The organism is Micromonospora halophytica, from assembly GCF_900090245.1.
Taxonomy (GTDB): Bacteria; Actinomycetota; Actinomycetes; order Mycobacteriales; family Micromonosporaceae; genus Micromonospora; species Micromonospora halophytica.
Map to the genome: position 1 here is coordinate 33,995 of NZ_FMDN01000022.1, position 25,675 is coordinate 59,669.

At 73.7% G+C, this 25,675-nt stretch carries 24 protein-coding genes; 6 read left to right on the forward strand and 18 right to left on the reverse strand.

Annotated features, from left to right (window positions below):
- Positions 1 to 83: 83 nt before the first annotated feature.
- Both argJ and argC read right to left on the reverse strand, forming a co-directional pair.
- Positions 84 to 1,256, reverse strand: coding sequence for a bifunctional glutamate N-acetyltransferase/amino-acid acetyltransferase ArgJ (argJ, locus tag GA0070560_RS23110; RefSeq protein ID WP_091301386.1), 1,173 nt, complete (start codon positions 1,254 to 1,256; stop codon positions 84 to 86).
- Positions 1,253 to 2,254 (reverse strand): N-acetyl-gamma-glutamyl-phosphate reductase, encoded by a 1,002-nt coding sequence (gene argC, locus GA0070560_RS23115; protein WP_091301388.1) that lies wholly within the window; start codon positions 2,252 to 2,254, stop codon positions 1,253 to 1,255. The genes argJ and argC overlap by 4 nt, the downstream gene beginning before the upstream one ends.
- A gap of 304 nt (positions 2,255 to 2,558) precedes the next feature.
- Between argC and GA0070560_RS23120 the strand changes: the two genes are divergently transcribed.
- Positions 2,559 to 4,337 carry a glycoside hydrolase family 64 protein gene (locus GA0070560_RS23120; RefSeq protein WP_245675669.1) on the forward strand — a complete coding sequence of 593 codons (1,779 nt, stop codon included), beginning with the start codon at positions 2,559 to 2,561 and terminating at the stop codon, positions 4,335 to 4,337.
- Positions 4,338 to 4,504: 167 nt separating this feature from the next.
- Here the strand turns inward: GA0070560_RS23120 and GA0070560_RS23125 are convergent, their stop codons facing one another.
- The 3 genes from GA0070560_RS23125 to GA0070560_RS23135 form a co-directional block, all read right to left on the reverse strand.
- Positions 4,505 to 5,332, reverse strand: a complete 828-nt coding sequence (locus GA0070560_RS23125; RefSeq protein ID WP_245675670.1) for a hypothetical protein — start codon at positions 5,330 to 5,332, stop codon at positions 4,505 to 4,507.
- Positions 5,329 to 7,548, reverse strand: a complete 2,220-nt coding sequence (locus GA0070560_RS23130) for a hypothetical protein (RefSeq protein ID WP_091301389.1) — start codon at positions 7,546 to 7,548, stop codon at positions 5,329 to 5,331. Before GA0070560_RS23130 ends, GA0070560_RS23125 begins: the two co-directional genes overlap by 4 nt.
- 65 nt (positions 7,549 to 7,613) lie before the next feature.
- The gene (locus tag GA0070560_RS23135; protein ID WP_091301391.1) at positions 7,614 to 8,444 is read right to left on the reverse strand and encodes a hypothetical protein; all 831 of its coding nucleotides are present in this window, start codon (positions 8,442 to 8,444) and stop codon (positions 7,614 to 7,616) included.
- Positions 8,445 to 8,620: 176 nt separating this feature from the next.
- Here GA0070560_RS23135 and GA0070560_RS23140 point away from each other — a divergent pair, with 176 nt between their 5' ends.
- Both GA0070560_RS23140 and GA0070560_RS23145 read left to right on the forward strand, forming a co-directional pair.
- The gene (locus GA0070560_RS23140; protein WP_245675671.1) at positions 8,621 to 9,505 is read left to right on the forward strand and encodes a Crp/Fnr family transcriptional regulator; all 885 of its coding nucleotides are present in this window, start codon (positions 8,621 to 8,623) and stop codon (positions 9,503 to 9,505) included.
- A gap of 212 nt (positions 9,506 to 9,717) precedes the next feature.
- Complete coding sequence (locus tag GA0070560_RS23145; protein WP_170839540.1) at positions 9,718 to 11,511, forward strand: AfsR/SARP family transcriptional regulator; 1,794 nt, start codon at positions 9,718 to 9,720, stop codon at positions 11,509 to 11,511.
- A gap of 15 nt (positions 11,512 to 11,526) precedes the next feature.
- Here the strand turns inward: GA0070560_RS23145 and GA0070560_RS23150 are convergent, their stop codons facing one another.
- From GA0070560_RS23150 to GA0070560_RS23160, 3 genes are read right to left on the reverse strand one after another with little or no spacing between them, the layout of a single operon-like run.
- Positions 11,527 to 13,371: an ABC transporter ATP-binding protein gene (locus GA0070560_RS23150; protein WP_091301394.1), complete on the reverse strand. Its 1,845-nt coding sequence runs from the start codon at positions 13,369 to 13,371 to the stop codon at positions 11,527 to 11,529.
- Positions 13,368 to 13,907 (reverse strand): TlpA family protein disulfide reductase, encoded by a 540-nt coding sequence (locus GA0070560_RS23155; RefSeq protein WP_091301397.1) that lies wholly within the window; start codon positions 13,905 to 13,907, stop codon positions 13,368 to 13,370. Before GA0070560_RS23155 ends, GA0070560_RS23150 begins: the two co-directional genes overlap by 4 nt.
- Positions 13,908 to 13,933: 26 nt before the next feature.
- Positions 13,934 to 14,524: a MauE/DoxX family redox-associated membrane protein gene (locus GA0070560_RS23160; protein ID WP_170839541.1), complete on the reverse strand. Its 591-nt coding sequence runs from the start codon at positions 14,522 to 14,524 to the stop codon at positions 13,934 to 13,936.
- A 111-nt stretch (positions 14,525 to 14,635) separates the two neighbouring features.
- On the opposite strand from GA0070560_RS23160, the gene GA0070560_RS23165 reads away from it, so the two are divergent.
- Entirely contained in the window at positions 14,636 to 14,851 is a 216-nt protein-coding gene (locus tag GA0070560_RS23165; RefSeq protein ID WP_091301401.1) for a hypothetical protein, read from the forward strand.
- Between the two features lie 49 nt (positions 14,852 to 14,900).
- On the opposite strand, the gene GA0070560_RS23170 is transcribed toward GA0070560_RS23165, so the two are convergent.
- The 10 genes from GA0070560_RS23170 to GA0070560_RS23215 form a co-directional block, all read right to left on the reverse strand.
- Entirely contained in the window at positions 14,901 to 15,368 is a 468-nt protein-coding gene (locus GA0070560_RS23170) for a S26 family signal peptidase (RefSeq protein WP_245675672.1), read from the reverse strand.
- 3 nt (positions 15,369 to 15,371) lie between these two features.
- Positions 15,372 to 17,918, reverse strand: a complete 2,547-nt coding sequence (gene pheT / locus GA0070560_RS23175) for a phenylalanine--tRNA ligase subunit beta (RefSeq protein WP_091301402.1) — start codon at positions 17,916 to 17,918, stop codon at positions 15,372 to 15,374.
- 41 nt (positions 17,919 to 17,959) lie between these two features.
- Entirely contained in the window at positions 17,960 to 19,060 is a 1,101-nt protein-coding gene (gene pheS, locus GA0070560_RS23180; RefSeq protein ID WP_091301404.1) for a phenylalanine--tRNA ligase subunit alpha, read from the reverse strand.
- 214 nt (positions 19,061 to 19,274) lie between these two features.
- Entirely contained in the window at positions 19,275 to 20,114 is an 840-nt protein-coding gene (locus GA0070560_RS23185) for a TrmH family RNA methyltransferase (RefSeq protein ID WP_091301406.1), read from the reverse strand.
- 29 nt (positions 20,115 to 20,143) lie between these two features.
- On the reverse strand, positions 20,144 to 20,536 hold the full coding sequence (gene rplT / locus GA0070560_RS23190) for a 50S ribosomal protein L20 (RefSeq protein ID WP_091301408.1): 393 nt from the start codon (positions 20,534 to 20,536) through the stop codon (positions 20,144 to 20,146).
- A 32-nt stretch (positions 20,537 to 20,568) separates the two neighbouring features.
- Positions 20,569 to 20,763 (reverse strand): 50S ribosomal protein L35, encoded by a 195-nt coding sequence (gene rpmI / locus GA0070560_RS23195; protein ID WP_026267805.1) that lies wholly within the window; start codon positions 20,761 to 20,763, stop codon positions 20,569 to 20,571.
- A gap of 19 nt (positions 20,764 to 20,782) precedes the next feature.
- Entirely contained in the window at positions 20,783 to 21,433 is a 651-nt protein-coding gene (gene infC / locus GA0070560_RS23200) for a translation initiation factor IF-3 (protein ID WP_091301410.1), read from the reverse strand.
- 441 nt (positions 21,434 to 21,874) lie between these two features.
- Complete coding sequence (locus GA0070560_RS23205; RefSeq protein ID WP_091301412.1) at positions 21,875 to 22,348, reverse strand: PH domain-containing protein; 474 nt, start codon at positions 22,346 to 22,348, stop codon at positions 21,875 to 21,877.
- Positions 22,349 to 22,589: 241 nt separating this feature from the next.
- Positions 22,590 to 23,435, reverse strand: a complete 846-nt coding sequence (gene hisG / locus GA0070560_RS23210; protein WP_091301414.1) for an ATP phosphoribosyltransferase — start codon at positions 23,433 to 23,435, stop codon at positions 22,590 to 22,592.
- Positions 23,436 to 23,480: 45 nt separating this feature from the next.
- Positions 23,481 to 23,744 (reverse strand): phosphoribosyl-ATP diphosphatase, encoded by a 264-nt coding sequence (locus GA0070560_RS23215; RefSeq protein ID WP_091301416.1) that lies wholly within the window; start codon positions 23,742 to 23,744, stop codon positions 23,481 to 23,483.
- 213 nt (positions 23,745 to 23,957) lie between these two features.
- On the opposite strand from GA0070560_RS23215, the gene GA0070560_RS23220 reads away from it, so the two are divergent.
- Positions 23,958 to 24,833, forward strand: coding sequence for an ABC transporter substrate-binding protein (locus GA0070560_RS23220; RefSeq protein WP_091301417.1), 876 nt, complete (start codon positions 23,958 to 23,960; stop codon positions 24,831 to 24,833).
- The gene (locus tag GA0070560_RS23225; protein ID WP_091301419.1) at positions 24,830 to 25,675 is read left to right on the forward strand and encodes an amino acid ABC transporter permease; all 846 of its coding nucleotides are present in this window, start codon (positions 24,830 to 24,832) and stop codon (positions 25,673 to 25,675) included. Before GA0070560_RS23220 ends, GA0070560_RS23225 begins: the two co-directional genes overlap by 4 nt.

Consider the following 25,675-nt stretch of genomic DNA (forward strand, 5'->3'; position numbering starts at 1 on the left):
CCGCTGCGCTGCGTTCCTCGCGCTCACCGGTGCCCTCCTTACGTTCACGACTGCGGGACTCCGCTGCGCTGCGTTCCTCGCGCTCACGTCGAGTACGCCGAGTTCTCGTGCACGTACGCGTGCGACAGGTCGTTGGTCCAGACCGTCGCCGCCGCGTCGCCGGCGTGCAGGTCGATCCGGATGGTGACGTCCCGGTCGGTCAGGTCCACCTTGGCGCGCTCCTCGGCGGCGGCGCCGGAGCGGCACACCCAGATCCCGTTCACCGCGACGTCCACACCGTCCGGCTCGAACGCGGCGGCGGTGGTGCCGACGGCGGCGAGGATCCGGCCCCAGTTCGGGTCGTTGCCGAACAGGGCGGTCTTGACCAGGTTGTTGCGGGCCACCGAGCGGCCCACCTCCACCGCGTCGTCCTCGCTCGCCGCGCCGACGACGTCGATGGCGATCTGCTTGGTGGCGCCCTCGGCGTCGGCGATCAGCTGCTGGGCCAGGTCGTGGCAGGCGGCGGTGACCGCGGCGGTCAGCTCGGCCTCGGTGGGCTCGATGCCGGACGCGCCGCTGGACAGCAGCAGCACCGTGTCGTTGGTGGACATGCAGCCGTCGGAGTCGATCCGGTCGAAGGTGACCCGGGTCGCGGCGCGCAGCGCGGCATCCAGGGCCTCCGGCCCGGCCACCGCGTCGGTGGTGAGCACGCAGAGCATGGTGGCCATGGCGGGGGCGAGCATGCCGGCGCCCTTGGCCATGCCGCCGACGGTCCAGCCGGCGCCCCTGGCCACGGTGGTCTTGGGCCGGGTGTCGGTGGTCATGATCGCCTCGGCGGCGGCCGGGCCGCCGTCGCGGGCGAGGCCCCGGATGGCGCCGCGCACCCCGGGCAGGAGCTTGTCCATCGGCAGCCGCTCACCGATCAGGCCGGTGGAGCAGACCGCGACCTCGCCGGCCCCGAGCATCAACCGGGGGCTGACCGAGGTGAGCGCGGCAGCGGTGTGCTCGGCGGTGGCGTGGGTGTCCTGGAAGCCGGCCGGGCCGGTACAGGCGTTCGCGCCGCCGGAGTTGAGCACCACGGCGCGGACCACGCCACCCCGGACGACCTGCTGGGTCCAGAGCACCGGCGCGGCCTTGACCCGGTTGGCGGTGAAGACGCCGGCTACCCCGGCGTCGGGGCCGTCGTTGACGACGAGGGCGACGTCGGCGGCGCCGCTGGCCTTGAGCCCGGCGGCGACACCGGCGGCCCGGAAGCCCCGGGGAGCGGTGACGGTCATGGCGCGACTCCGTAGACGGACAGTCCGGTGGTCTCGGGGAGACCGAGCATGAGGTTGGCGTTCTGCACGGCCTGGCCGGCGGCGCCCTTGCCCAGGTTGTCGATGGCGCTGACCACGATCACCCGGCCGGCGTCGACGTCCACGGCCGCCTGGAGGTGGCAGGAGTTCGCGCCGGCGGTGGCGGCGGTGTGCGGCCAGGCGCCCTCGGGCAGCAGGTGCACGAAGGGCGCGTCCGCGTACGCCTGTGCCAGCACGTCGCGTGGGTCGGCGTCGCCGGTGGGCACGGCGGTGACGGTGGCCAGGATGCCGCGCGGCATGGGCGCGAGGACCGGGGTGAAGGAGAGGCTGGTTGCGCCGGTGGCCTGTTTGATCTCCGGCACGTGCTGGTGGGCGCCGACCTTGTAGGGCGACAGGTCGCCCATCACCTCGCTGCCGAGCAGGTGGGCCTTGGCGGCCCGGCCCGCGCCGGAGGTGCCGGAGGCGGCGACGACCACCACGTCGGCGGGGAACACCGCGCCGGCGGCGATCAGCGGGGCGAGCGCGAGGGTGGTGGCCACCGCGTAGCAGCCGGTGCTGGCGACCCGGGTGGCGGCGGCGATCGCCGCGCGCTGGCCGGGCAGTTCGGGCAGGCCGTAGGTCCACGCGCCGGCGTGCGGGCCGCCGTAGTAGCGGGCCCAGGCGTCGGCGTCGTGCAGCCGGTGGTCGGCGCCGAGGTCGACCACCCGGACGGTCTCCGGCAGGGCCGCGGCGAGGGTCGCCGACTGACCGTGCGGCAGGGCGAGGAAGACCAGGTCCGCGTCGGCCAGGGTCGCCGGGTCGGTCGCCCCGAACACCAGGTCCAGGCCGGCGAGCTGCGGGTGTACGGCGGTGACTGGCTGACCGGCCTGGCTGTGCGCGGTGGCGGCGACCAGGTCGAACTCCGGGTGACCGGCGATCAGGCGCAGCAGTTCGCCCCCGGCGTACCCGCTCGCACCCGCGACCGCTACTCGAATGCCCATACTCACCTCCGCATGACTATGCAGTGAAGGTTAGTGGCGCGACGGATGCAGTGCAAGTTCATGCGCCCTGCTGCATGGCCATGCCGCCGGTGACCCCGATCACCTCCCCCGGGTCGACCGCCCGGGACGCGTCCGCATTGACAGGAGCCCATGCGGCCCCGATGCTGTGAGAGCGCTCTCTGAGAGAGCGCTCTCACAGGACCGTCCCGATCCGGTGAGACGCCCCCGTCCCGCACCCGGCCACCGCCACCACCGACCCGCGGCAGCCGGCCTACCGGGCCCTCCCGGGCCGAAGGAGTCGTCCTTGCGTACCCCCACCAGGCTGACCCGCGTCCTGCTGGCGCTCGTCCTGGCGAGCGCCACCTCCGTCGTGACGGCGGCATCGCTCGCCCAGGCCGTCGGCCCCAACCAGCTCCCGATGACCGTCACCAACCACACCGGCCGGGCGGAGGCCGTCCACCTCTACGTGCTCGGCGTCGACCTCGGCTCCGGACGGCTCGGGTACGTCGACGCGGCCGGGACCTTCACCCCCTGGCCCGCCGGCGGCCTGCCCCCCACCCCGGCCCCGGACGTCTCCATCGCCGGCCCCGCGCCGGGCGGCAGCACCACGCTGCGCATCCCCCGCAACCTCTCCGGCCGGGTCTACTTCTCCTTCGGCGAGAAGCTGCGCTTCGCCCTCACCCCGGACGGCCTGGTGCAGCCGGCCCCCTGGGCGGCCGGCGACCCCAACCGGGACATCCTCTTCGACTGGTCCGAGTTCACCTACAACGACGCCGGGCTCTGGCTCAACAGCTCCCAGGTCGACATGTTCGCCGTCCCGCACGCGGTCACCGTGACCGGCGCCGACGGGGTCACCCGCCGCACCGGCGAGGTGGTCGACGGCGGACGGCAGGCCGTCATCGACGCCGTCCGGGCCCAGCCCGGCTGGGGCGGATCGGTGCAGACCCGCGCCGACGGCACGGTGCTGCGGGTGCTCTCCCCCGGCAAGGCGGCCGACGCCGGCCTGTTCAGCGCCACCTACCTGGACCCGTACATCACCGAGGCGTGGAACGCGTACACCACCCGGACGCTGACCGTGGTGCCCTTCGCCGCGCAGCCCGAGGTGAAGTACTTCGGCCGGACCAGCGGCACCACGATGACCTTCACCGACACCGCCGGCCGGCAGGTCGCCAGCTTCACCAAGCCGTCCAGCTCCGACGTCTGGGACTGCGACGGGGCGCTCGCCGCACCGAACGACCTGGTGGTCGGGCCGATCGCCCGTACCCTCTGCGCGGCGTTGCACCGCTCCACCCTGGGCACCCTCGACACCCAGCCCGGCGGCGGACCGGCCGACTTCTACCGGGGAGACCTGACGAACCACTACTCGCGGATCGTGCACGCGCACATGGTCGACGGGAAGGCGTACGGCTTCGCCTTCGACGACGTGCAGGCGCAGGAGTCCCTGGTGCACGACGGCGACCCGCGCGCAGCCGGCATCGAGCTGAACTCGTTCACCGCGGGCGGCACCCCGCCGCCCAGCCCCACGCCGACCACCACCACCAGCCCGGATCCCAGCCCCACGGCGACCACCACGACCAGCCCGACGCCGACCTGCCCGACCGGCCGGCACCGGGTGCAGCCCGTCGAGTACCTGCTGGTCGGCGGCGCGATGGGCGTCGACCAGGGCCCGACCGGCAGCGCCACGGTGCCGGCGGCGAACGGCAACCACGACGGCACGCCGAGCAACCCGCTGGTCTTCACCGCCTGCGGCCTCGACGGCGACCACCGGGGCGGAGCCACCACGTTCCAGCTGGCCGTCGACGCCGGCACGGCGGTGGGCAACGGCGTGCAGGCCCGGGTGTCGTACGACCTGACCGGCGACGGCACCGTCGAACGGGTGGAGACGTACCGCTACTTCGCCACCGACCCGCTGCCCGGCTGGGAGTCCTACGGTGCGCAGCAGGGCCTGCTGACCGCCAGTGGAACCCTCGGCGACCTCGTCAACGGGACCGTCACGGTCGAGGTCTGGAACGCCATCGGCGGCAGCCCGACCACGCTGGGCATCGGCGACTCCTCCCGGATCAGCCTGCCGTTCACCGGCTGATCCGCCTCCGCCGCGTCCCGGACGGCTGCCACCACCCGGGACGCGGCACCGGCGGGTGGGACCCGCGCGCACGCCCCGGGGCGGCGGGCCCACCCGTCGCCCCGGGAAGCACCGGATGAAACCGGGTGCGGCGGCCCTCCCGGTGCCGGGGGACGGCCGCCGCACGATCAGTTGACCCGCTCCGAGAGCCCGTGCTGCCGCTCGTACGTCCGCAGCGCCGCATCCCACGCCTGCGTGTACTCCGACGGACCCAGGTTCAGGTCGTTGTGCCCCCGCACCGCCTCCCGCAGCAGGCTGACCAGGTCGGGCACCATCTCCCGGCGCTCCTCGACGTACCGGCGGAAGACTTCGGCGAACTGCTCCCCGGTCAGCCGCGCGGCGTGGGCGGTGACCGGATCGTCCTCCAGCGCCTGCAGGACCGCGCACCACCGCCGGGTCAGATCGTCGGCCTGACGTGCCCTGATCTTCTGCAGCTCGTGGTCGCACTCCAGCTTGATCCGCTCCTCCCAGTACGGCCGTAGCCGCTCCCGGACCCGCTCATCGGGACGGACCCGCACCTGGGCGGAGAACTGGGGTGCGTTCTCGTTCCGGGGCCAGCGCTGGCCCGCCAACCGGTCGTTGAGAGCCCGTTCGAGATCGTGCGAGCGGTGCGGCTCGTACTCGCGGGCGAGATCGACCGCCCGGTCCCGGATGATCCCGCCGGCCCAGCTCAGGTAACGCTCGGCGCGGAAGCGCAACTCCTCGAACGTCATGTGCCGGGCGGTCCAGACGTAGACGGCGTGCAGGTGGAAGTCGAACGCGTCCCCCCTCGCCGGGACCAGGATCGGCTGCGGCGCGTCCTGACGGAACGACACCGTCGGCGGCACCGGCGGCGGGAGCGGAGCCGCCGGGACGGGCGTCGTCGGCGGGAACAACGCGTGCCACCAGCGGCGGCGGTCCGCCTGCACGGGGACGGACGGGCGGGCTCCGGCATTGGGGTCGGCATGAGTGCTCATCGGGGTTCCTCGGTGGTGAGTCGTCGTACGTCGTCGAGCAGGGTGTTGCGGGGCATCAGCGGAGCCCAGACATGTCGGAGCTGATGCTCCAGGCGGCGGCGCAGCGGCTCCCGCCCCGTCACCAGCCGGGCGAGCAGCTCCAGGCAGTAGGCCGCGACCTCGGGCTGCCGGTCGGCGCGGTTCAACCAGAAGCCGAGCGTGCGCCACGAGCGGTAGGCGGTGCCGGGGAGGCTGAGAGCGGCGGCCCAGCAGGTGACCAGGTCCGTCATGGGCACGGTGCCGCCACGCACCATGTCGAGAAGCTCCGGCCAGTGCTCCCGGGGAGCCGGTGCCCACCGGTCGGCGAGCACGCGAAGGGCACGGCCGGCGTGCAGCCGGACCTCCGGATCCGGCGAGGTGCTCCACTCGGCCAGGGCCGGCAGCACCCGCTCCTCATGACCGGCGGCGTGCACCTCGACCAGGCCGCGCACCACCGAGTTGTGCCACCGCTGCATCCGTGCCTCGGCGATCTGGCGAAGCTGGACGAGCGCCGCGTCCGGCCACAGGCGGGCCAGCCCCGATGCGTACGCCCTGGCCACCGTGTCCCGAAGATGCGCCGGTCCGTTCGCCGCCCACCGGTCCAGTTCCACCCGGACCCGCTGCCGCAACTGCGGCTGCATGGCCATGGCCACCAGAGCGACGGCGGCCGCCTGCCGCACGCTCGCCCGGCGTTCCCTCGCGAGAAGATCGACGGTGTGGAGCGCCGCCCGCACCCCGTGCCGGGCGGCCCAGCCGATCGAACCCGCAGCAGCCTCCCGCACGCCGGGGGAACCGGTCCGCACCAGCTCGGCCAGCCAGCCGAGCAGTTGTTCCGGGAGCCACCAGTCCGACCAGGCCACCTCCAACAGGCTGGTCCGCAGCTGGTCGTTGCCGGCGGAGAACTCGAGCCGCCGCCCGCCCGTCGGCCGATCGTCGTCGACCAGCAGGACCGCCTGCCGTAGCGCGGGGCCGAGCAGCGCGTCGACCGTCCCGCCGGTGAGGCTCGCCGGCGCGGGACCGGGGAACTCACCGATCGGCCCGGACGCCGCCAGCAGTCGACCGGCAGCGTGGATCTCGGCCACCGGCTGTCCCGCCAGGACGGCGCACGACAACCGGAACGCCCGGCGGTGCTCGGCGCTCCACGGACCGGCAGCGGACGACGTGTCCTCGACGGCCAGGATGCGGGTCGCCCGCTCACGCAGCTGACGCGGCAGCAACCGCTCCAGCCGCTCGGTGAAGTCGGCAGCTCGCGGGGGCGCCTGCCCGATCAGCTCCGCCAGCCGTACGACCTCGCTCACCCGGGGACCACCGGACAGGTGGGCCGAGAGGAGCGGGTGCGCCACGCACTCGTCGAGGTACGCGTCGAGGCAGTCACCTACGCAGTCGTCGGAGCACCACCCGACGCAGCGTCCCCGCAACAGGCGGCGCAACTGTGCCCGGAACACCTCCACCGGAGCCGCCGGGCGGTGCGGCACCAGGTGCCCCGCGAACGCGTGGTCGCGCCGTCCGAAGTCCCCCACCAGCAGCAGAGTGCTGCCGACCGTCTCGGCGCGGGCGGCCAGAGCGACGAGGGTCATCCCGTCCAGCTCGCCAACCACGCCGTCGGTCAGCCGCAGCACGTGGCCGTAACCGGCGCGCAACGGCGCGTCAGGGCGCAGCAGGTCGGTCAACTGCTCCGCGTCGAGGACCGCGACATGGTCGAAGCCGTGTCGGCGGGCGGAGGCCAGGCATGCCGCGCTCTGCCGCCCCGTCCCCTCCGGCCCCGACAGGCAGACCAGATGACGCTGTTTGAGGTGCCGGTCGAGCTGCTGGTCGCTCGGGGTCGGGGCGTAGCCGTCGGCCAGTTGCCGGACCCAGACTCCACTGAGCGTCTCGGACCAGGTCCGGCCGCCGGAGCCCACGCCCGTCGTGGTGATGTTCACGGTGCCGATCGCGGTCGCCCCCGGCCCGGTCGCGTTCTGGCCCCGCACTCGTACGTCGCCGACATCGATCAGGGACGGGGCACCGAGCAGAGAAGCGAGCCGGGCCAGGACCTGACCGGCGTCGACCGCCTCCTCAGGTTCATCGGCGAGATCCTGCTCGTCGGGACCCTCCGCCTCCGCAGACCCCGTCGGCGGGCCGGGCAGCCCGTCTTCCGGCCCGACCCGCCGCTCCCCGTCGTCGCGTGTCAGCTCGTCCTCGACGTCGGCATGCGGCACGGACGCCGGGCCGAGCGAGGCATCGGCAGGGTGACCCCGTGCTTCGCCTGCCCAGGTCGTCCCGGTCATCGGCCACCGCCGTCGCCACCGAGGCTGACATCGCGGCCGACCGAGCCGATCGCCGTCGCATTCGGTCCGATCGCGTTCTGACCACGGACCTGGATGTCGCCGGTGCTGATGTGCGTCCCGGTCGACGTGGCTCCCTCGGCTGGCGCCGCAGGCGATCGTCGTCCGCCCCTCGCCCCTTCCTCGGCGGTGTGGCGGGTGCGCGGCCCGTCCGCCGGCGAAGTCTGCGACGGCTCCCAGGACGAGATGTCCTCGTCGACGACGCAGAGCCAGGCGTGCTCCCGGAAGTCCTTGTCCGGGTGGGCGATCTCGACACGGCGGAATCTCTCCGGACGCATCTCCTCCGGATACTCGGTGACGACGTCTCGGTAGATCTCCGTGGAGACCACCAGCGCGACCCCGGCGCCGGGGAAGTCCGCCAGTGCCTTCCGCACGGGGTCGGCCTCACAGAGCCGGCAGACGTGCACGACCGCGTTGCCCGGAAAGCCGTTCGCACCGTCGAGGTGGACCATTCCCTGGTGGATCGCCACCCGGAGGCGGACCCGGGCAGCCGGGAGGCGGCTGCTGTTGTGGTGCCTCAACCGGCGGTCCAGCTCGGGTACGAAGCGGCCGATGACTCGCGCCTCGGGAACATCCCTGGGCAGGATCGCCAGTTCGCCGTCTCCCGCCTGCTGGGTCGTCCAGGTGACGCGGTCCAGCCCGACGTCCCGCGCCGCCTTCTTCAGCAACTGCTTGAAGTCCTGCTGCGCCTCGTACTGCTGGAGATTGCTGCGCCGGCTGTACCGCTCCATGTCCACGGCCACCAGGAGTCGCCGCTCGGGATGTCGCATCGTCTTGCCACCCTTCGTCACCAAGCCCGCCGTACGTACGGACACCGCAGGGGACATCGAAGCGACATCGACGGGTCGAGAACCCGTAGAAGTAGGGCATCGGCCGAAACTGTCGGGCACCGGTCATCCCATCCTGATCAGGTGTCGGGGACGCCCGCTCAGGCTGCGCTGAAGCCATGCGAACGGCGGTGATCGACCTGCTCCTGACGGTGGGGGTGGAGCCACTGACGATCCTGGCTCTGCTGGTCGTCCAACTCGTGACGACGGCCCTGGCCCGCTTCGGGGCGTTGCGCTCCGCGTGGGACCGGCTACGCTTCGACGGCCTTCGTTGGTGGAGAAGAGTGAGGGTGCCGATGCGGCGAGAACGTGCCCGACCCGCCGTGGAGTGGCCGTACGGGACCTTCCTGCAACGGCTGGCCCCCTCGGTGCGCGCGGCGTTGTTGGAGCTGGGCGTCCGGCGGCGGGTGCCGGCCGGGCAGATCGTGATCCACGAGGGCGTCCGCGAGTCCCACCTGGTCCTGCTGGAGGAGGGCCTGACCAAGGTCACCGCCACACTTCCCGACGGCCGCACCGCTCTGCTGGCCCTGCGGGTCGGTGGCGACCTGGTGGGCGAGATGTCGGCGCTCAACGACCGCCCCCGCTCGGCGACCATCACCACCTGCGGCCCGACCCGCTACAGCGTCATCTCGCCGGACCACTTCAAGACCTTCCTCGCCCGGCACCCGGACGCCGCGCTCGAACTCGCGGCCATGGTCTCGGACCGGCTGCGTTGGTCGAACCGGCGACGCATCGACTTCACCTCGTACCCGGTGAAGATCCGGGTGGCCCGGGTGATCGCGGAGCTGTGCCGATCACATGGCCGGCAGGACAGGCACGGCATCGTCATCGACGTACGGCTGACGCAACCGGAGCTGGCCACGATCTGCGGGGCGGCCGAGACCTCCGTGCAGAAGGCGCTCCGCGAGCTGCGCACCGACGGCCTGGTCGAGACGGACTACCGGCGGATCACCGTCCCTGACCTGGCGTCGCTCGCGCGCTGCGGCGAGGTGGAACCGGAGTAGCCGCGGGGGCGAGGGGTACCGATTCGGCGCCTCGGCGATGAACGCGCACGACGACACCGTCGGCGCGCGAGACGGCGGCCGGTGGCACGCCCTCTCCGCCGGCTCGAACCCACCCGTCGTACGGTCCGTGCAACTTCCGCCACCGTGCGTTTGCATCGATTGCTATGATTCCCTGGCGGAGGTGTGGGGTCGATGACGACCACGGGGGGCACATGGGCCTGGCCTACGAGATCCTCGGTCCGGTACGCGTGTACCGGGACGGCCGGACGCTGAGACTGCCCGCCGGTCGTCCCACCGCCGCGCTGGTCACTCTCCTCCTGCACGCCGGGTCGGCGGTGCCCGTCGAGCGACTGTGCCAGGAGTTGTGGGGCGCTCACCCACCCGCGTCGGCGGTGGCGAACCTGCGCAGTCACGTCAGCCAGTTACGGCACCTGCTCACCTCGCCCGGCGAGCCGGTGCGCTTACGCGCCGAGTGCGGCGGCTACCTGCTCCGGGTCGAGCCGGGTGAGCTGGACGCCGCGGAGTTCGAACGGCTGGCCGACGAGGGGCAGGCGGCGCGGGCCCACGGCGCGGCGGACCTCGCCGCCGCCCGGTGCGAGCAGGCCCTGGCACTGTGGTCGCCCACCGAGCCGCCACCCGCGTACGGCCCGATCACCGCAGCCACCTTCGACCGGCTGCGCGAGCGGCGGGCCGAGGTGCGCGAGACGTACGCCCAGGCCCGGCTGGACCTGGGCGATCCCGGCTCATCCGCGCTGACCGGCCTGCTCCGGCGACACGTGGCGGAGTACCCGCTGCGCGAGTCGGCCTGGAGTCTGCTGATGCGGGTGCAGCACCGGGCCGGCGACCGGGCCGCCGCCCTGCAGACCTACCGGGCCGCCTGCCGGGCGCTCGCCGGTGAGCTGGGCGTGCCGCCCGGGCCCGAGCTGACCACGCTCTACCGCACCGTCCGCCGGGGCGAGGGCCCGCCGGACCGGACCGCCCTGCGCGTACCCGGCCGGTCGCCGCGCGGCCCGCAACCGGTCCGCCTCGCGCCCGTACCCCATGAGCTGCCCTGCGCCGCACTGCCCTTCGTCGGCCGGCGGGCGGAGCTGACCCGGCTCACCACCGGGCTGACCCGCGCCGGGCGACGGCCGATGACACTGTCCGTGTACGGCATGGCCGGCGCCGGCAAGTCCGCCCTCGCGCTCAGGGCCGCGGCCGAGACCGTCGACGCCTTCCCCGACGGGCAGCTCCACCTGGACCTGGGTGGCTCGGTCGCCGGCGCGCGGCTCCCGCCGCTGCAGGTGGCCGACCGGGTGCTCCGGTCCCTGGACCCCTCGGCCGGGCCCGCCACCAGCCTGGCGGAGGCGCGCGCCCGGGTCCGGTCCCTGCTGTTCGACCGCCGGGTGCTCCTGGTGCTCGACAACGCCACCGATCCGGCCCAGGTGGAGGAGCTGCTGCCGGTACGCGGCGGGTGCGCGCTGGTGGTGACCAGCCGGACGCCGGTGCTCGACGTGGCCGGCCGCATCCGGCTGGAACCGCTGCCGCAGGAGGACGGGCTCGCCCTGTTGCGGGCGACCGTCGGCGACCGTCAGGTGGACGAGGAGCCGGAGGCCGCCGTCGCGGTCGTCACCCTCTGCGAAGGGTTGCCGCTGGCCCTGCGGACCGCCGCCCGCCGGCTGGCGGAGGGGTCGCACTGGTCCATGGCGCGGCTGGCCCGGCTGCTGCGCGACGAGCGTTTCCGGCTCGCCGAGACCGGGCTGCGGCCCCGGCTCACCGCCAGCTACCAGCTGCTCGGGTCGGCGGCCCCGGTGTTCCGGCTGCTCGGCCGGACCCGCCCGGGGCCGGTCACCGCCGACCAGGCGGCCGCGCTGACCGGCGTGCCGCGGGAGGAGGCGGCCCGGGCGCTGGACCGGCTGGTGGCGGCGCAGCTCGCCGAGCCGGTCGGGCGGGGCCGTTTCCTCCTCGGCGAGCTGGTCCGGCTCTACGCCGCCGAACTGGCCGCCGCCGAAGCGACCGTGACCTGACGGGCGGCGCGACGGTCACACCGGCGACGGGGTGTCCTCCCGGTAGCCGTGCGCCTGGAGGTTGAACAGCCGGGCGTAGTCACCGGCGGCGGCGAGCAGCCCGTGGTGGTCGCCGCGCTCGGTCACCCGGCCGTCGGCGAGCACCACGATGGCGTCCGCCTCGCGGACGGCGTTGAGCCGGTGCGAGATGAGCAGGCTGGTCCGGCCCCGCCGCAGCTCCCGCAGTCGGGTGTGCAGGTCGTGCTCGGCCTCGGCGTCGAGGCCCGAACTCGGTTCGTCGAGGACGAGCAGGTCCACCTCGGCGCGCAGGAACCCCCGGGCCAGCGCGACCCGCTGCCACTGGCCGCCGGACAGGACCACCCCCGCCTGCGGGTCGTCCCGGTCCGGTCCGTCGAAGAACACCCTGGTCAACAGGGTGTCATAGCCACGCGGCAGGGCGGTCAGGGTGTCGTCGACACCGGCGTGCCGGGCGGCCTGTCGCAGCCGGTCGGAGTCCCCGAGCGCCGACAGGTCACCGACGGCGATGTTCTCGCCGGCGGTCAGGTCGTACGGCACGAAGTCCTGGAACACCGCGCCGAGCCGCTCCCGCAACGCCTGCGGGTCGAACTCGCGCAGGTCCACACCGTCCCAGAGGATCGCGCCACGCTCCGGGTCGTAGAACCGGCACAGCAGCTTGACCAGTGTGCTCTTCCCGGCGCCGTTGAGGCCGACCAGCGCCGTGGTCGCACCGTGCGGCAGGTACAGGTCGACCCCGCGCAGCACCCAGGGATGCTCGGGCGAGTACCGGAACCAGACGTCACGCAGCTCGATCCCGCGCCGCAGGGGCGGCACCGGGCGGGGCGTGGCGGGTACCGGCAGGTCGGGCTCGGCGCGTACCACCTGGTCGTAGTGGTCGAAGAGCAGCAGCGCTTGGTGGATGGCGCCGACCTGGCCGACCAGGGCGCCCAGGGCGCCCTGCACGCCCGGCACGGCCGCCAGGTAGACGGCGACGTCGCCCAGGCTGAGCCGCCCGGCGGCGGCCGCGTTGACGGTCCACACCACACCGACGCCGGCCACCCCGGCGCCGAGCAGACCCAGCAGCGCCTGTGCCCGCATCTCCCGGCGATCCAGCCGACTCTCCACCCGGTGCATGCCGTGCAGCTCGTCGAGCATCCGGTCGCCGAAGAACCGGCCGAGGCCGAAGAGGCGCACCTCCTTGGCGGCCGGCACCCCGGTCAACAGGTGGGCGAAGAACAGGTCGCGCCGCTGGAAGTGCTCCAGCCGCAGCACCATCGCCATCCGGGCCCGGTTGAGGCGCAGCTGGATCCAGAGCGTGGGCAGCGCCGCCACCAGCACGAGCAGCCCGATGACCGGGCTCAGGGCCAGCAGCACGCCGAGGAAGCCGGCGATCGCGATGACGCTCTGCACCGCGCCGAGCGCGTTGCCGGTGAGCTGGGTCGGCCCGAGGTGCCCGGTCTGCTGCGCGGCCTGCAACCGGTCCTGGAAGACCGGATCCTCGAGCCGGACCAGCCCCACCAGGCGGGACACCGCGTCGTGCAGGCGTCGGCGCACCAGGCGGGTGACCGCCCGGCTGCGCTCGTCCTCGACGTACCTGCGCAGGTGCGGCAGGACCGCCGCGACGGCGGCGGCGACGGCCAGCCCCACCCCGAGCAGCACCACCGGCACGGCCGGGCCGCCCCGGCCGGTGAGCCGGTCCAGGACGAGCTTGGTCAGCCCGGCCACGACCACCGGGGTCGCGCCGGCCAGGACGGCGAGCAGCAGGTCGACGCCCGTGCCCGCGGGCGCCGCCCGCCAGGTGAGCCCGAGGGCCACCCGGGCGTGCCGGGCGGCCCGACGGGCGGTGAGGCGCGGTGCGGTCACCGCGCCACCGGGAGGTCCAGGCGGGCGATGCCGAACGCCGTGGACGCCACGACCCCCTGCTGGTCCAGCAGGCCGAAGGCCGGGAAACCCTTGATCGCGAACGCCTTCGGCAGCGGTCCGGTGCCGGGTTCGACGAAGACCGTGGCCAGCGCGGCGAACCGGTCGGCGTACTCCTGGGTCTCGGGACCCTTGCCGACCACGACGACCCAGACGTGCTCCGGGCCGCCGGGCATCTCCGCAGCCCGCTGCTGCAGCTCCGGCAGCTGCTCCTCGCAGTGGTCGCAGCCCGGGGAGAGGAACGCCACCAGGGTCATCGGCGGGATGTCGGCACGGGTGCGGACCCGGCCGTCCACGGTGGTGGAGACGAAGTCGCCGGGGATCGCGCCGACCTCCAGCATCACCTCCGGGGGTGCGGACTGACGCTCGTTGAGCAGTTCGGTGTGCTCCCGCAGCCGGCGGATCACGCCGAGCAGCAGCACCAAATTGAGCAGGCCGAGAGCGGCGACGAGGACGACGGCGGCGGTCAGCAGCGCCATGGACGGCTCCTTCGGTAGGGGTGGGGTCAGGGTCGCCCGGCGGGGCGGGTCGGCCGGGACGGCGCGGGGGCGAAGAGGGCGACGAGGTCGTCGAGGCGGACCACCACGGCGGCCAGTGGCAGCGCCACCCCGGCGGCGAGCAGCACCGCCGCCGACGACGACGGTGACCCGCCGCCACCGTTCAGGCCGGCGGCCAGCCCGAGCAGCGCCACCGCGCCGAGCGCCAGGTTGCGCAGCACGTGTCGTCGGCCGATCGGGGTGTCGCCGGCACCGAAGCAGCGGCAGGCCGGCCGCTCACCGCGGCGCAACGCGGCCACCAGCGCGGCGGTGAGCACCCCGAGCAGGGCCACGGCGAGCGCCGACCCGGCCGGTGCGGCGCCCGGCGTCACGAGCAGGACGACCACCGCCGCCTCCGCGGCCACCGCCGCCCGGGCGACCGGGCGGGTCCACCGGGCGGGCACACCGAAGCGGCCCACCGTGGCGACGAAGTCGGCGAAGTCGGACCGGGTGCGCAGCTTGCCGACGACCGCGGCGAGGAAGACCAGCGCCAGCAGCAGGCGGGCGGTCAGCTCCAGGTGTCGCATCCGGTACGCCTCCTCGCGGATCGGGAGGCCCACGCTAGGGGTGGCGGATACATCGGACGTACATCGCGGACCGGCCGACTGTAGGTGCCGGTGTGCGGCCCCGCCGTAGCGTCCGCTCATCGAATGACGGGAGGAGGTGAACGAATGTTTCGTCGACTCGAGAGCCTGGGCGAGCGGATGCTCGGCGTGTTCGTGCCGAAGGTGACCGCGGCGGCCGGCTGTCCGCCGGACCCGTGGTGCGCGTTGTGCGGCACCTGCTACTTCAAGCGGTGCTACATCACGCCGACGTGCAAGGCGAGCTGCGGGACCTGCGGGTACTACTGCAGCGCGGGCGCGACCACGATGACCAGCCTCTGCTGAGGCCGGCTCCGGCGTGCCGCGCGGCTGCGGCCGCGCGGCACGCCCTCGGTCAGCGCGCGAGCCGGCGTGGCCGGACCACCACGCCGAGCACGTCCGAGCCCGCGATGTAGCCGCACTCGCGGGAGTCGTAGCTGAACGGCGGGTTGTCCCCCAGCACGACCAGTTGGCCCGCCGGTACCACCGCCTCGCCTCGCCGGCGCAGCAACGGCACCCGCTGCACCGGCACCGGGTCGCCCGGCACCGCGTGCGCCCGTTTGATGAGCAGCCCCGGCCCTTCGCCGGGCAGGCCGGGGCGACCGGCCGTCATCGCCGCCGGCGCGCGGACCACGACCACGTCGCCGGCGCGTACCCGGGCCAACGGCACCCGGCGGGCCAGCACCCGGTCGCCGGCACGCAGCGTCGGCTCCATGCTCCGGCCCACCACGGAGACCAGCAGCAGGCGCCGACGCGCCCAGAGCAGCCCGACGACGACCGGCGCGAACGCGCCGGCCACCGCCAGCCAGCCGAGGATCGGCACCGCTCAGGCGCCGCGCAGGGTCGCGCCGAAACGCTCCGCCGCCACGGCCACCGCCGCGTCCCGGGCCGCCACCGCCTCCTCGACGGTCAGCGTCCGGTCCGGGGCCCGGAAGGCGAGCTTGTACGCCAGCGACCGCCGGCCCGCACCGAGCTGTTCGGAGGCGTACACGTCGAAGAGGCGGACGCTCTCCAGCAGCTCGCCGGCCCCCTCGACGAGGGCCCGGCGCACCTCGGCGGCGGGCACCGAGGCGTCCAGCACCAACGCCACGTCGATCAGCGCGGGCGGGAAGGTCGACACGGTCGGCGCGGGCGCCACCGGGGCCGGCGGCAACGCGTCCAGGTCCAGCTCCATGGCGCTGGTCCGCTTCGGCAGCTCCAGGGTCGCCACGACCGCCGGGTGCAGTTCACCGGCGTACCCGACGACGTCGCCGTCGACCAGCAGCGCGGCGCATCGGCCGGGGTGCCAGGGGGCGTGCTCGGCGGCCCGCACCTCGACCCGGTCGGCCGGGATGTCGGCGGCGGCCAGCACGGCCCGGCCGGCCTCGATCGCGTCCGCCCAACCGGCGGCCCGGCCCGCGCCCCACCAACCGGCCGGGTCGAGATCGCCGGTGAGGACGACGGCGACGTGCCGGGGCTGGTGCGGCACCGCCGCGTCGGCCGCGGCGAACTCGGCGTCGGTGGGCCGCCGGTCGACACCCATGGCGGGCGGACGGCCGGCACCGGGACGCGGGTGGAAGACCGTGCCGATCTCGTACAGCGCCAGGTCGCGGTGACCGCGGCCGAGGTTGCGCCGGAGGATGCCGAGCAGCGAGCCGAGCAGCGTGGTGCGCAGCAGCGGCTCCTCCTCGGACAGCGGGTTGGCCAGGCGTACCGCCGGGCGGCGCGGGTCGTCGGCGGGCAGGCCGAGCTGGTCGGCGAGTTCCGGCGAGGTGAACGGGTGGGCGACCACCTCGACCAGACCGCGCTCGGCGAGCGATCGGGCCACCGCCCGGCGGCGGCGCTGCTGCCAGGTCAGGCCCCGCCCGGGCGGTGTGGTCGGCAGCACCGACGGCACCCGGTCGTACCCGTCGAGGCGGACCACCTCCTCGACCAGGTCGGCCGGATCGGTCAGGTCGGGCCGCCAGCTCGGCGGGGTCACGCTGAGCACGTCGCCGCCGCCCACCGCGACACCCACCTCGCCCGGGTCCTCGGCCAGCCGGTCGGTACCCTGCACCACGGTGCAACCGACCTGCTCCAGCAGGGCGACCACCCGCTGTGGCGAGTACGCCACGCCGACCCGCCGGGCCGGCAGGTCGACCGGAAGAGTGACCGGCGACATCGGCCGGACGTGGTCGATGTCGAGAATCGCCGCGCCGACGGTGCCACCGGCGTGCGCGGTGAGCAGTTGGACCGCCCGTTCCAGGGCGACCAGCGGCAGCGCCGGGTCGACGCCCCGCTCCCAGCGCTTCGCCGCCTCGCTGAACAGCTTGTGCCGGCGAGCGGTGCGCCCGACCATCACCGGGTCCCAGTGGGCGGCCTCGAAGAGCACGTCCGTGGTGCCGGCGACGACCTCGCTGGTCTCGCCGCCCATCACCGCGGCGAGCGAGATCGGGCCGGCGTCGTCGCAGATGACCATGTCCTCGGCGGCGAGGGTCCGGGCGACACCGTCCAGGGTGGTCAGCTTCTCCCCCGCCTCGGCGCGGCGGACCACCAGCGGGCCGCTGATCCGCTCGGCGTCGAAGGCGTGCATCGGCTGGCCCAGCTCGAGCATCACGTAGTTGGTGATGTCGACCGGCAGCGAGATGCTGCGGATGCCGGCGACGGTGAGCCGCTGCTGCATCCAGCCGGGCGTCGCCGCGGTCGGGTCGACACCGCGCACCATCCGGGCGGCGAACCGGTCGCAGCCGACCGGGTCGCGCACCTCGACCGGGTACGCCGGCTCGGCGGTGCCGCCCGGCGCGGGCGCCAGCGCGGGGTCCCGGAACGGCACGCCGAGCGCGTGCGCCAGCTCGCGGGCCAGGCCGCGCACGCTCAGCGCGTACCCCCGGTCCGGGGTGATCTCCAGCTCGACCACGACGTCGTCGAGCCCCACGACGGGCCGTGCGTCGTCACCCGGCTTGGTCGGGCTGTCGGCCGGCAGCACGATGATGCCGGAGTGGTCGTCGCCCAGACCCAACTCCTTGGCGGAGCAGATCATGCCGGCGGAGTTGCGCCCGTAGGTCTTGCGCGCGCCGATGGCGAAGTTCCCGGGCAGCACGCCGCCGGGGAGGATCACCACCACCTTGTCGCCCTGGGCGAAGTTGCGCGCCCCGCAGACGATCTCCTGCGGCTCGCCGGTGCCGTTCGCGGTGCCGACGTCCACCCGGCAGAACCGGATCGGCTTCTTGAAGCCGGTCAGCTCCTCGATGTCGAGCACCTCACCGACCACCAGCGCGCCGGTGACGGTGGTGCGCAGGTCCACGATGGAGTCGACCTCGATGCCGAGGTCGACCAGGGCCTGCTCGAGGTCGCCGGTGGGCAGGTCGGCGGGGAGGTCGACGTACTCCCGCAGCCAACTGACAGAAACTCGCATGACTTCAGACCACCGTTCCCGTGACTCGTACCCGCATCGCCCTACGCACCGATCCCGAACGCGCGGGTGAACCGCACGTCGCCCTCGGCCATGTCCCGCATGTCGCTGACCCCGTGCCGGAACATCACGGTCCGGTCGATGCCCATGCCGAACGCGAATCCGGAGTAGACCTCCGGGTCGATGCCGCAGGCGCGCAGCACCCGCGGGTTGACCATGCCGCAGCCGCCCCACTCGACCCAGCGCGGGCCGTCCCGGTGCTCCGGGAACCAGACGTCGAACTCGGCCGACGGCTCGGTGAACGGGAAGTAGTGCGGGCGGAAGCGGGTCTTCGCGCCCTCGCCGAACATCGCCCGGGCGAAGTGGTCCAGGGTGCCGCGCAGGTGGGCCATGGTGATGCCCTTGTCCACCACCAGGCCCTCGACCTGGTGGAAGACCGGCGCGTGGGTGGCGTCCAGCTCGTCGGTGCGGTAGACCCGACCGGGGCAGACCACGTAGATCGGGGGCTTGCGGCTGAGCATGGTGCGCGCCTGCACCGGCGAGGTGTGGGTCCGGAGAACGAGGCCCGACCCCACAGGGCCGCCCGACGTCGCGGCTGAGCCCTCGGCGGGTGCGATGTGGAAGGTGTCCATCAGCCCGCGGGCCGGATGGTCGGCGGGGATGTTCAGCGCGTCGAAGTTGGTCCACTCCAGCTCGACCTCGGGACCCTCGGCCACCTCGTAGCCCATCCCGACGAACAGGTCGCTGATCTGCTCCATCAGGGTGCTCAGCGGGTGGCGGGCACCCCGGGGGCGCCGGTCGTACGGCAGGGTCACGTCGACCCGCTCCTCGACCAGCACCCGGGCGGCCTGCTCGCGCTCCAGGATCTCGGCACGGGCGACGTACGCGGACTCGATCGCCCGGCGGGCCTCGTTGACCCGCTTGCCCGCGTCGGACTTCGCGGCCGGCGGCAGCGCGCCGATCTCCCGGCGGGCCAGCGAGACCGGTGAGCGGTCGCCGAGGTGGGCGGGGCGCAACGCGGTCAGCGCGTCGGGGTCGGTGGCGCCGGCGAACGCCTTCCCGGCGTCGGCGACGGCCTCGGCCAGGGCGGCCGGGTCCAGCAGGGCGACCTGCTTCGGGTCGTACGGATCGTTGCGGTAGCTCATGGCGTACGGGCACTCCCTCACGGCGGCGCCGGCCCTCACGGGCGGCTAGGCGAGTCTACGGACGCGCGGCTGTGCCGCAGCCCGCCGGTGGGAGGTACGCGCAGGAGGAAGGTCAGGCCCGCCGCCCGCCGACACCGGCGGGCTGGCTAAACGAACGCTGTGCTGCGTTCAGCATGCGGACGACTCCCCTGTGCTCTCTGACTGCGTGACACGGTCAGCGCAGTGCTCTGGCTGAAGCGTACAGGCAGACGGCCGCGGCCGCAGCCAGGTTGAGGCTCTCGGCGCGCCCGTGCAGCGGCACCCGGACCCGGGCGTCGGCAGCGGCGGTCAACTCCTCGGGCAGGCCGTGCGCCTCGGAGCCGAACAGCCAGGCGGTGGGGGCGGCCAGCCGGCCGGCGTCGGCGAGGTCGTCGAGGTCGCTGTCGCCGTACCCGGTCGTGGCCAGAACGGTGAGCCCGGCGGCCCGCAACGCGACGAGCACGTCCCGCGGGTCGGCGGCGCGGACCACGTCGACGTGGAAGAGGCTGCCGGCGGAGGCCCGCACGCACTTGCCGTTGTACGGGTCGACGGCTTCGCCGGCGAAGACCACCGCACCCGCGCCGGCCGCATCGGCGGTACGCAGTACGGTACCGGCGTTGCCGGGGTCGCGGATCTCGGCGAGCACCGCGACCAGCTTCGGCCGGGCGGCCAGCGCACGGTCGAGCGGCACGTCGAGGTGGCGGCAGACGGCGACCAGGCCTTGCGGGGCGACGGTCTCGGCGAGCGCTGCCAAGGCCTCGTCGGTGACCTCGGAGACTGCCACGTCGGCGCGGGCGGCGGCAGCCGCGAGGTCGGCGTACCGGTCGAGCGCGACCGGCGTGCCGAAGAGTTCGGTGACCGTCCCGGCGCGGGCCAGGGCCTCGCGGACCGCCTGCGGCCCTTCGGCCAGGAACCGGCCGGTGGCGTCGCGGTCCCGGCGGCGCTGGAGCCGGCGGGCGGCGACCACCCTGGGGGTACGCGGGGTGAACGGTCCCGGGACAGCGTCGAGGCGCCTCCCGCGCGATGGTGACTGCATGGGAGACGCCTCGATCTGCTGCGGGTGGATCAGGCGGCCTGGGACGCGGCGCCACCGGTGCCCTCGGCCGCCACGGCGGCGCGGGCCAGCTCGACGATCGCGGCGAACGCCGCGGCGTCGTTGACGGCCAGGTCGGCCAGGATCTTGCGGTCGACCTCGATGCCGGCCAGGCGCAGGCCCTGGATGAGGCGGTTGTAGGTCATGCCGTTGGCGCGAGCACCGGCGTTGATCCGCTGGATCCAGAGCTGCCGGAAGTCGCCCTTGCGGTCGCGACGGTCCCGGTAGGCGTACTGCATCGAGTGCAGCACCTGCTCCTTGGCCTTGCGGTACAGCCGGGAGCGCTGACCGCGGTAGCCACTCGCGGTCTCCAGCAGGGTACGACGCTTCTTCTGGGCGTTCACAGCCCGCTTGACGCGTGCCATCTCAACTCCTTCTTCGGTTCAGGTGGCGCGCGTCAGCGGCCGAGCAGCTTCTTGATGCGCTTGACGTCAGCCTTGGCCAGCTCGACCGTGCCGGTCAGCCGGCGGGTCTGGGTGGAGGGCTTCTTCTCCAGGTTGTGGCGGAGGCCGGCCTGCTGGGCGACGATCTTGCCCTTGCCGGTCACCTTGACCCGCTTGCCCATACCCGTGTGGCTCTTCATCTTCGGCATGTGGAACGTCTCTCCCCTGTTACTGGCCGCTGGTGTCAGCGGTCGTGCCGGTCTCACCGGCTGCTGCGGTCTCGCCGGCCGCCGGGGTCTCGCCACCTGCCGGGGCGGCGGACTCCTCCGCGGCCCGTTCCCGGGGTGCGCCGCGCGACGCCGTGGCGGCGACCGCGGAGGCCTTCACGGCCCGGTGCGGAGCGAGAACCATGATCATGTTTCGACCGTCCTGCTTCGGAGCGGCCTCGACGTAACCCAGGTCCGTGATCTCGGACTCGAGTCGACGCAGGAGCCGGTAACCCAGCTCCGGGCGGCTCTGCTCGCGACCGCGGAACATGATCGTGACCTTGACCTTGTCGCCGGCCTTGAGGAACCGCACCACGTGACCCTTCTTGGTCTCGTAGTCGTGCGGGTCGATCTTCGGCCGGAGCTTCATCTCCTTGATGACGGTCTGCTGCTGGTTACGCCGCGCTTCGCGCGCCTTCAGTGCGCTCTCGTACTTGAACTTGCCGAAGTCCATGAGCTTGCACACCGGCGGGCGCGCCATCGGCGCAACCTCGACCAGGTCCAGGTCGACGTCCGCGGCCAGCTGCAGGGCGCGCTCCAGCGGGACGATGCCCACCTGCTCACCCTCAGGGCCGACCAGTCGGACCTCACGTGCCCGGATCTGCTCGTTCACGCGTGGTTCGACGCTGATGGGGCCTCCTCGAGTCGAGTTTCCTGCGTGTGGCGACCCCGCGGGCCCCCGGGTGGGGGCCGCCCGGAAAGCAGAAGGCCCCGGCACATGCCAGGGCCCGCTCGACCGGTCGGCACGATCACATGATCGCGCATCCGGAGCCGGGACGTGCCCGGAACCGGGGACCGGACCCGGCCACCTACTGGGGGCGACTCGGGTGGGAGCAGGCGCTCCGCTTCAAGACCGCCCGCACGTCGCAACGGGGGCAGTCTGGTCGACTCGGCAACACTACACCCTGACCCCAGCCACCCCCAAACCGGGCCCGCAGGTCAGCGCGGGTGCGCCCCTGAGCTGGCCGCCCGCGGATCCGCCGCGGCGGCGGTGCCGCAGGTCGGCGCGGCGCCTACGGACGGCCGAGCGGGCCGGTGCCGCAGATCCTGCGGCTCAGCGAGGGCCGGCGCCGCCGGCCAGGGTGGCCAGGTGGGCCTGGTGCAGCCGGCGCAACGCCCGGACGCCCTCGACCGCGAACTCCTTGTCAGCGGCCTGGAGGGCGACCATCGGCAGCAGGTCGTCGTCGTGCAGCTCCAGGCTGGCCCAGGGCGCGCCCCGGTCGAAACGGACACCCCGGACGACCTCCCAGGGCAGCTCGTACGAGCCGATCACGTTGCGGACCCGCACCCCCCGGGCGTCCGCCTCGACGCGGGGGCGGGTGAAGAGCAGGACGGCCAGCGCCCCGAAGACGCCCAGCCCGACCATGGCGAACTGGTCGCCGCGCTGGAAGGTGCCGTAGCCGTTGCCCGTGGGACCGGACAGCGAGGTGGCCACCAGGCCGAAGACCACCACCAGCGCGATGGCCGAGGCCCAGCACACCACCCGGACACGACGGGGCTTCAGGCGGATCAGCTCGGAATCGCTCACCCCACCAGTCTGCCATCCGTCCCGCGCCACCGGCCCGCCGCCACGACGTCCACCTGCCCTCCGCAGGCGGCAGCCGGGCTCGATCGGTCGGCCCCGGGCTCGATCGGTCGGCCCCGGGCTCGATCGACTCCGTTGCGGCGATGTGGCGGCATCCGGCGGCCCCGGACACCGCCACATCGGCGACATGGAGTCGGTCACGCGCAGCCGGCAGGCGGTCACGCCCAGCCGGCAGGCGTGGACGTCAGAGCCGGCAGGCGTGGATGTTGGTGACCAGGATGGCGCGGGCGCCCAGGTCGTACAGCTCGTCCATGATCCGGTGCACGTCGTCGCTGAGCACCATCGCCTGCACCGCGACCCAGCCCTCCCGGTGCAGCGGGGAGACCGTCGGCGACTCGATCCCCGGGGTGAGCGAGCTGGCCCGGTCGAGCAGCCCGGCCGGCACGTCGTAGGCGAGCATGACGTAGCGGCGGGCCACCAGCACCCCGTGCAGCCGGCGCAGCAGCTGCGCGGACTGCGGGTGCACCGGCGCGTCGGTGCGCCGGACCAGCACCGCCGAGGAGCGCAGCAGCGGCTCGCCGAAGACCACCAGGCCGGCCTGGCGCAGCGTCGTGCCGGTCTCCACCACGTCGGCGACCACGTCGGCCACCCCGAGCCGGATGGCGTTCTCCACCGCGCCGTCGAGGCGGATCACGTCGGCCTTGACGCCCAGCTCGGCGAGGTGCCGCTCGACCAACCCCGGGTACGCGGTGGCGATCCGGTGCCCGCCCAACTCCCGGACGTCGTCGACGTCCTCGGGACGGGCCGCGAAGCGGAAGGTGGCCCGGCCGAAGTCGAGGTCCACCACCTCCTCGGCGGGCGCACCGGAGTCGATCAACAGGTCCCGGCCGGTGATCCCGACGTCCAGGTCACCGGAGCCGACGTAGGTGGCGATGTCCTTCGGGCGCAGGTAGAAGAACTCGATGTCGTTGGGCTCGTCGCGGCAGACGAGGTCCTTGGCGTCGGTGCGCTGGCGGTAGCCCGCCTCGCGCAGCATCTGGGCGGCCTTCTCGGCCAGGGCGCCCTTGTTGGGTACGGCGACACGCAGCATGACGGAGTGCTCCTTCGATCGGACGAGATCAACGACGGGGCGCACTCACAGATGTCGGTAGACGTCCTTGAGCTCGAGACCGCTGGCGAGCATCAGCACCTGGACCTGGTAGAGCAGCTGCGAGATCTCCTCGGCGGTCCGCTCCGGCCCCTCGTGCTCGGCGGCCATCCACGACTCGGCCGCCTCCTCGACGACCTTCTTGCCGACGAAGTGCACCCCCTTCTGCAGGGCGACGACCGTGCCCGAGCCCGGGGTGCCGGCGGCGGCCTTGGCCTGCAGCTCGGCGAACAACTCCTCGAACGTCTTCACGGAAGGCGATTCTTCCAGTCACCCGACACCGACGCGTGCGCCGGGTCCGGCCACGTCATCTTGCCCACGCCTCCCGTACCTCGGGACGACCCGGCCGATCGACCACCGCGGCGGGCCCGCCGCCACGCCGTCGGGCACGATCAGGCATCGATCTCCTATCTGAGTGGTGGGACAGCCTTCAAGGTCGTCGCGGCCCGCCCTACGCTGTCCGCCATGGCCAGCACCCGCTTCCGTGTCCTCGCGCTCACCGCCGCCACCGCCGCCGCCGTCGCGGTGACCGGGTGCGCCCCACAGGACGACAAGAGGACCACCGCCTCCCCCACCAGCGCCGCCACCGCCTCCTGCACGAAGGAGAGCCTGCCCACCCGGACCCCGGGCAAGCTCACCATCGCCACCGACGAGCCCGCGTACGAGCCGTGGTTCAAGGGGAACAGGCCGGAGAGCGGCGAGGGCTTCGAGGCCGCCGTCGCGTACGCGGTGGCCGACGAACTCGGGTACGCCCGCGGGGACGTCACCTGGACCCGGGTGAAGTTCGACGCGGCCATCGCCCCCGGCCCGAAGAGCTTCGACTTCGACATCAACCAGTTCTCCGTCACCGAGGAGCGCAAGCGGGCGGTCGACTTCTCCGCGCCCTACTACCTGGTGCGGCAGACCGTGATCGCACTCAAGTCCTCGAAGATCGCCGGGAGGAGGAGCCTGGCCGAACTGCGCGACGCCAAGCTCGGCGCCCAGGTCGGCACCACCAGCTACCAGGCGATCACCGACCTGATCAGGCCGACCGTGCAGCCGCAGGTCTACAACAGCAACGACGACGCCAAGAAGGCGCTGCAGAACGGCCAGCTCGACGGCCTGGTCGTGGACCTGCCGACCGCCTTCTACATCACCTCCGCCGAGATCACCGACGCCACCATCGTGGGCCAGGTGCCGCAGGTGGGCGCGCCCGAGACGTTCGGGTTGCTGCTCGACAAGGGATCCCCGCTCACCCCGTGCGTCAACGCGGCGATCAGCCAGCTCGGCGAGTCCGGCACGCTGAAGCAGCTGGAGCAGAAGTGGCTCGCCCAGGTGGCGGGAGCGGCCGAGCTGACGTGAGCCTGCTCGCGTACACCCCCTCGGCGGCGCAGCGGCGGCGGGCCGCGTACCGGCGCCGGCAGACGGTGCGCAGCGTGCTGGTCGCCGCCGCCTCCACGGCGACGCTCGGCACGCTGCTGGTGCTCGCCGTCACCGGCGCGCCCGGCTGGGACCGGGTACGCGAGTCGTTCCTGGACCCGGCGATCGCCCGTGACGCCCTGCCGGCGGTGCTGTCCGGGCTGTGGTTGAACATCCGCCTGCTGGTCTTGTGCGCGGCCGGCGCGCTGCTGCTCGGGCTGCTGGTCGCGCTCCTGCGCACGCTGCGCGGCCCGGTCTTCTTCCCGGTCCGGGCGCTCGCCGCCGGCTACACGTACACCTTCCGCGGGCTGCCGCTGATCATCGTGCTCTACGTGCTGACCCTCGGCGTGCCCGGGCTGCGGCTGCAGGGCATGCCGCCGGTGCTGGTGCTCGGCGGGCTCGCGCTCGTGCTCACCTACGGCGGCTACCTGGCGGAGGTGTTCCGGGCCGGCATCGAGTCGATCCACCCCAGCCAGCTCGCCGCGGCCCGGTCGCTGGGCCTGACGTACCGGCAGACCATGCGCCACGTCGTCCTGCCGCAGGCCGTCCGGCGGGTCGCCCCGCCGCTGCTCAACGACGTGGTGGCGTTGCAGAAGGACGTGGGGCTGGTCTCCCTCGCCGGGCCGATCGACGCCGTGCGCGCCGCGCAGATCGCCACCGCGCAGACCTTCAACTACACCCCCTACATCCTGGCCGGGGTGCTGTTCGTGCTGCTCGCGATCCCGCTGATCGCCGTCACCGACTGGGTGACGCTGCGCGCCGCCCGACGCCAGTCCGGAGGCTGA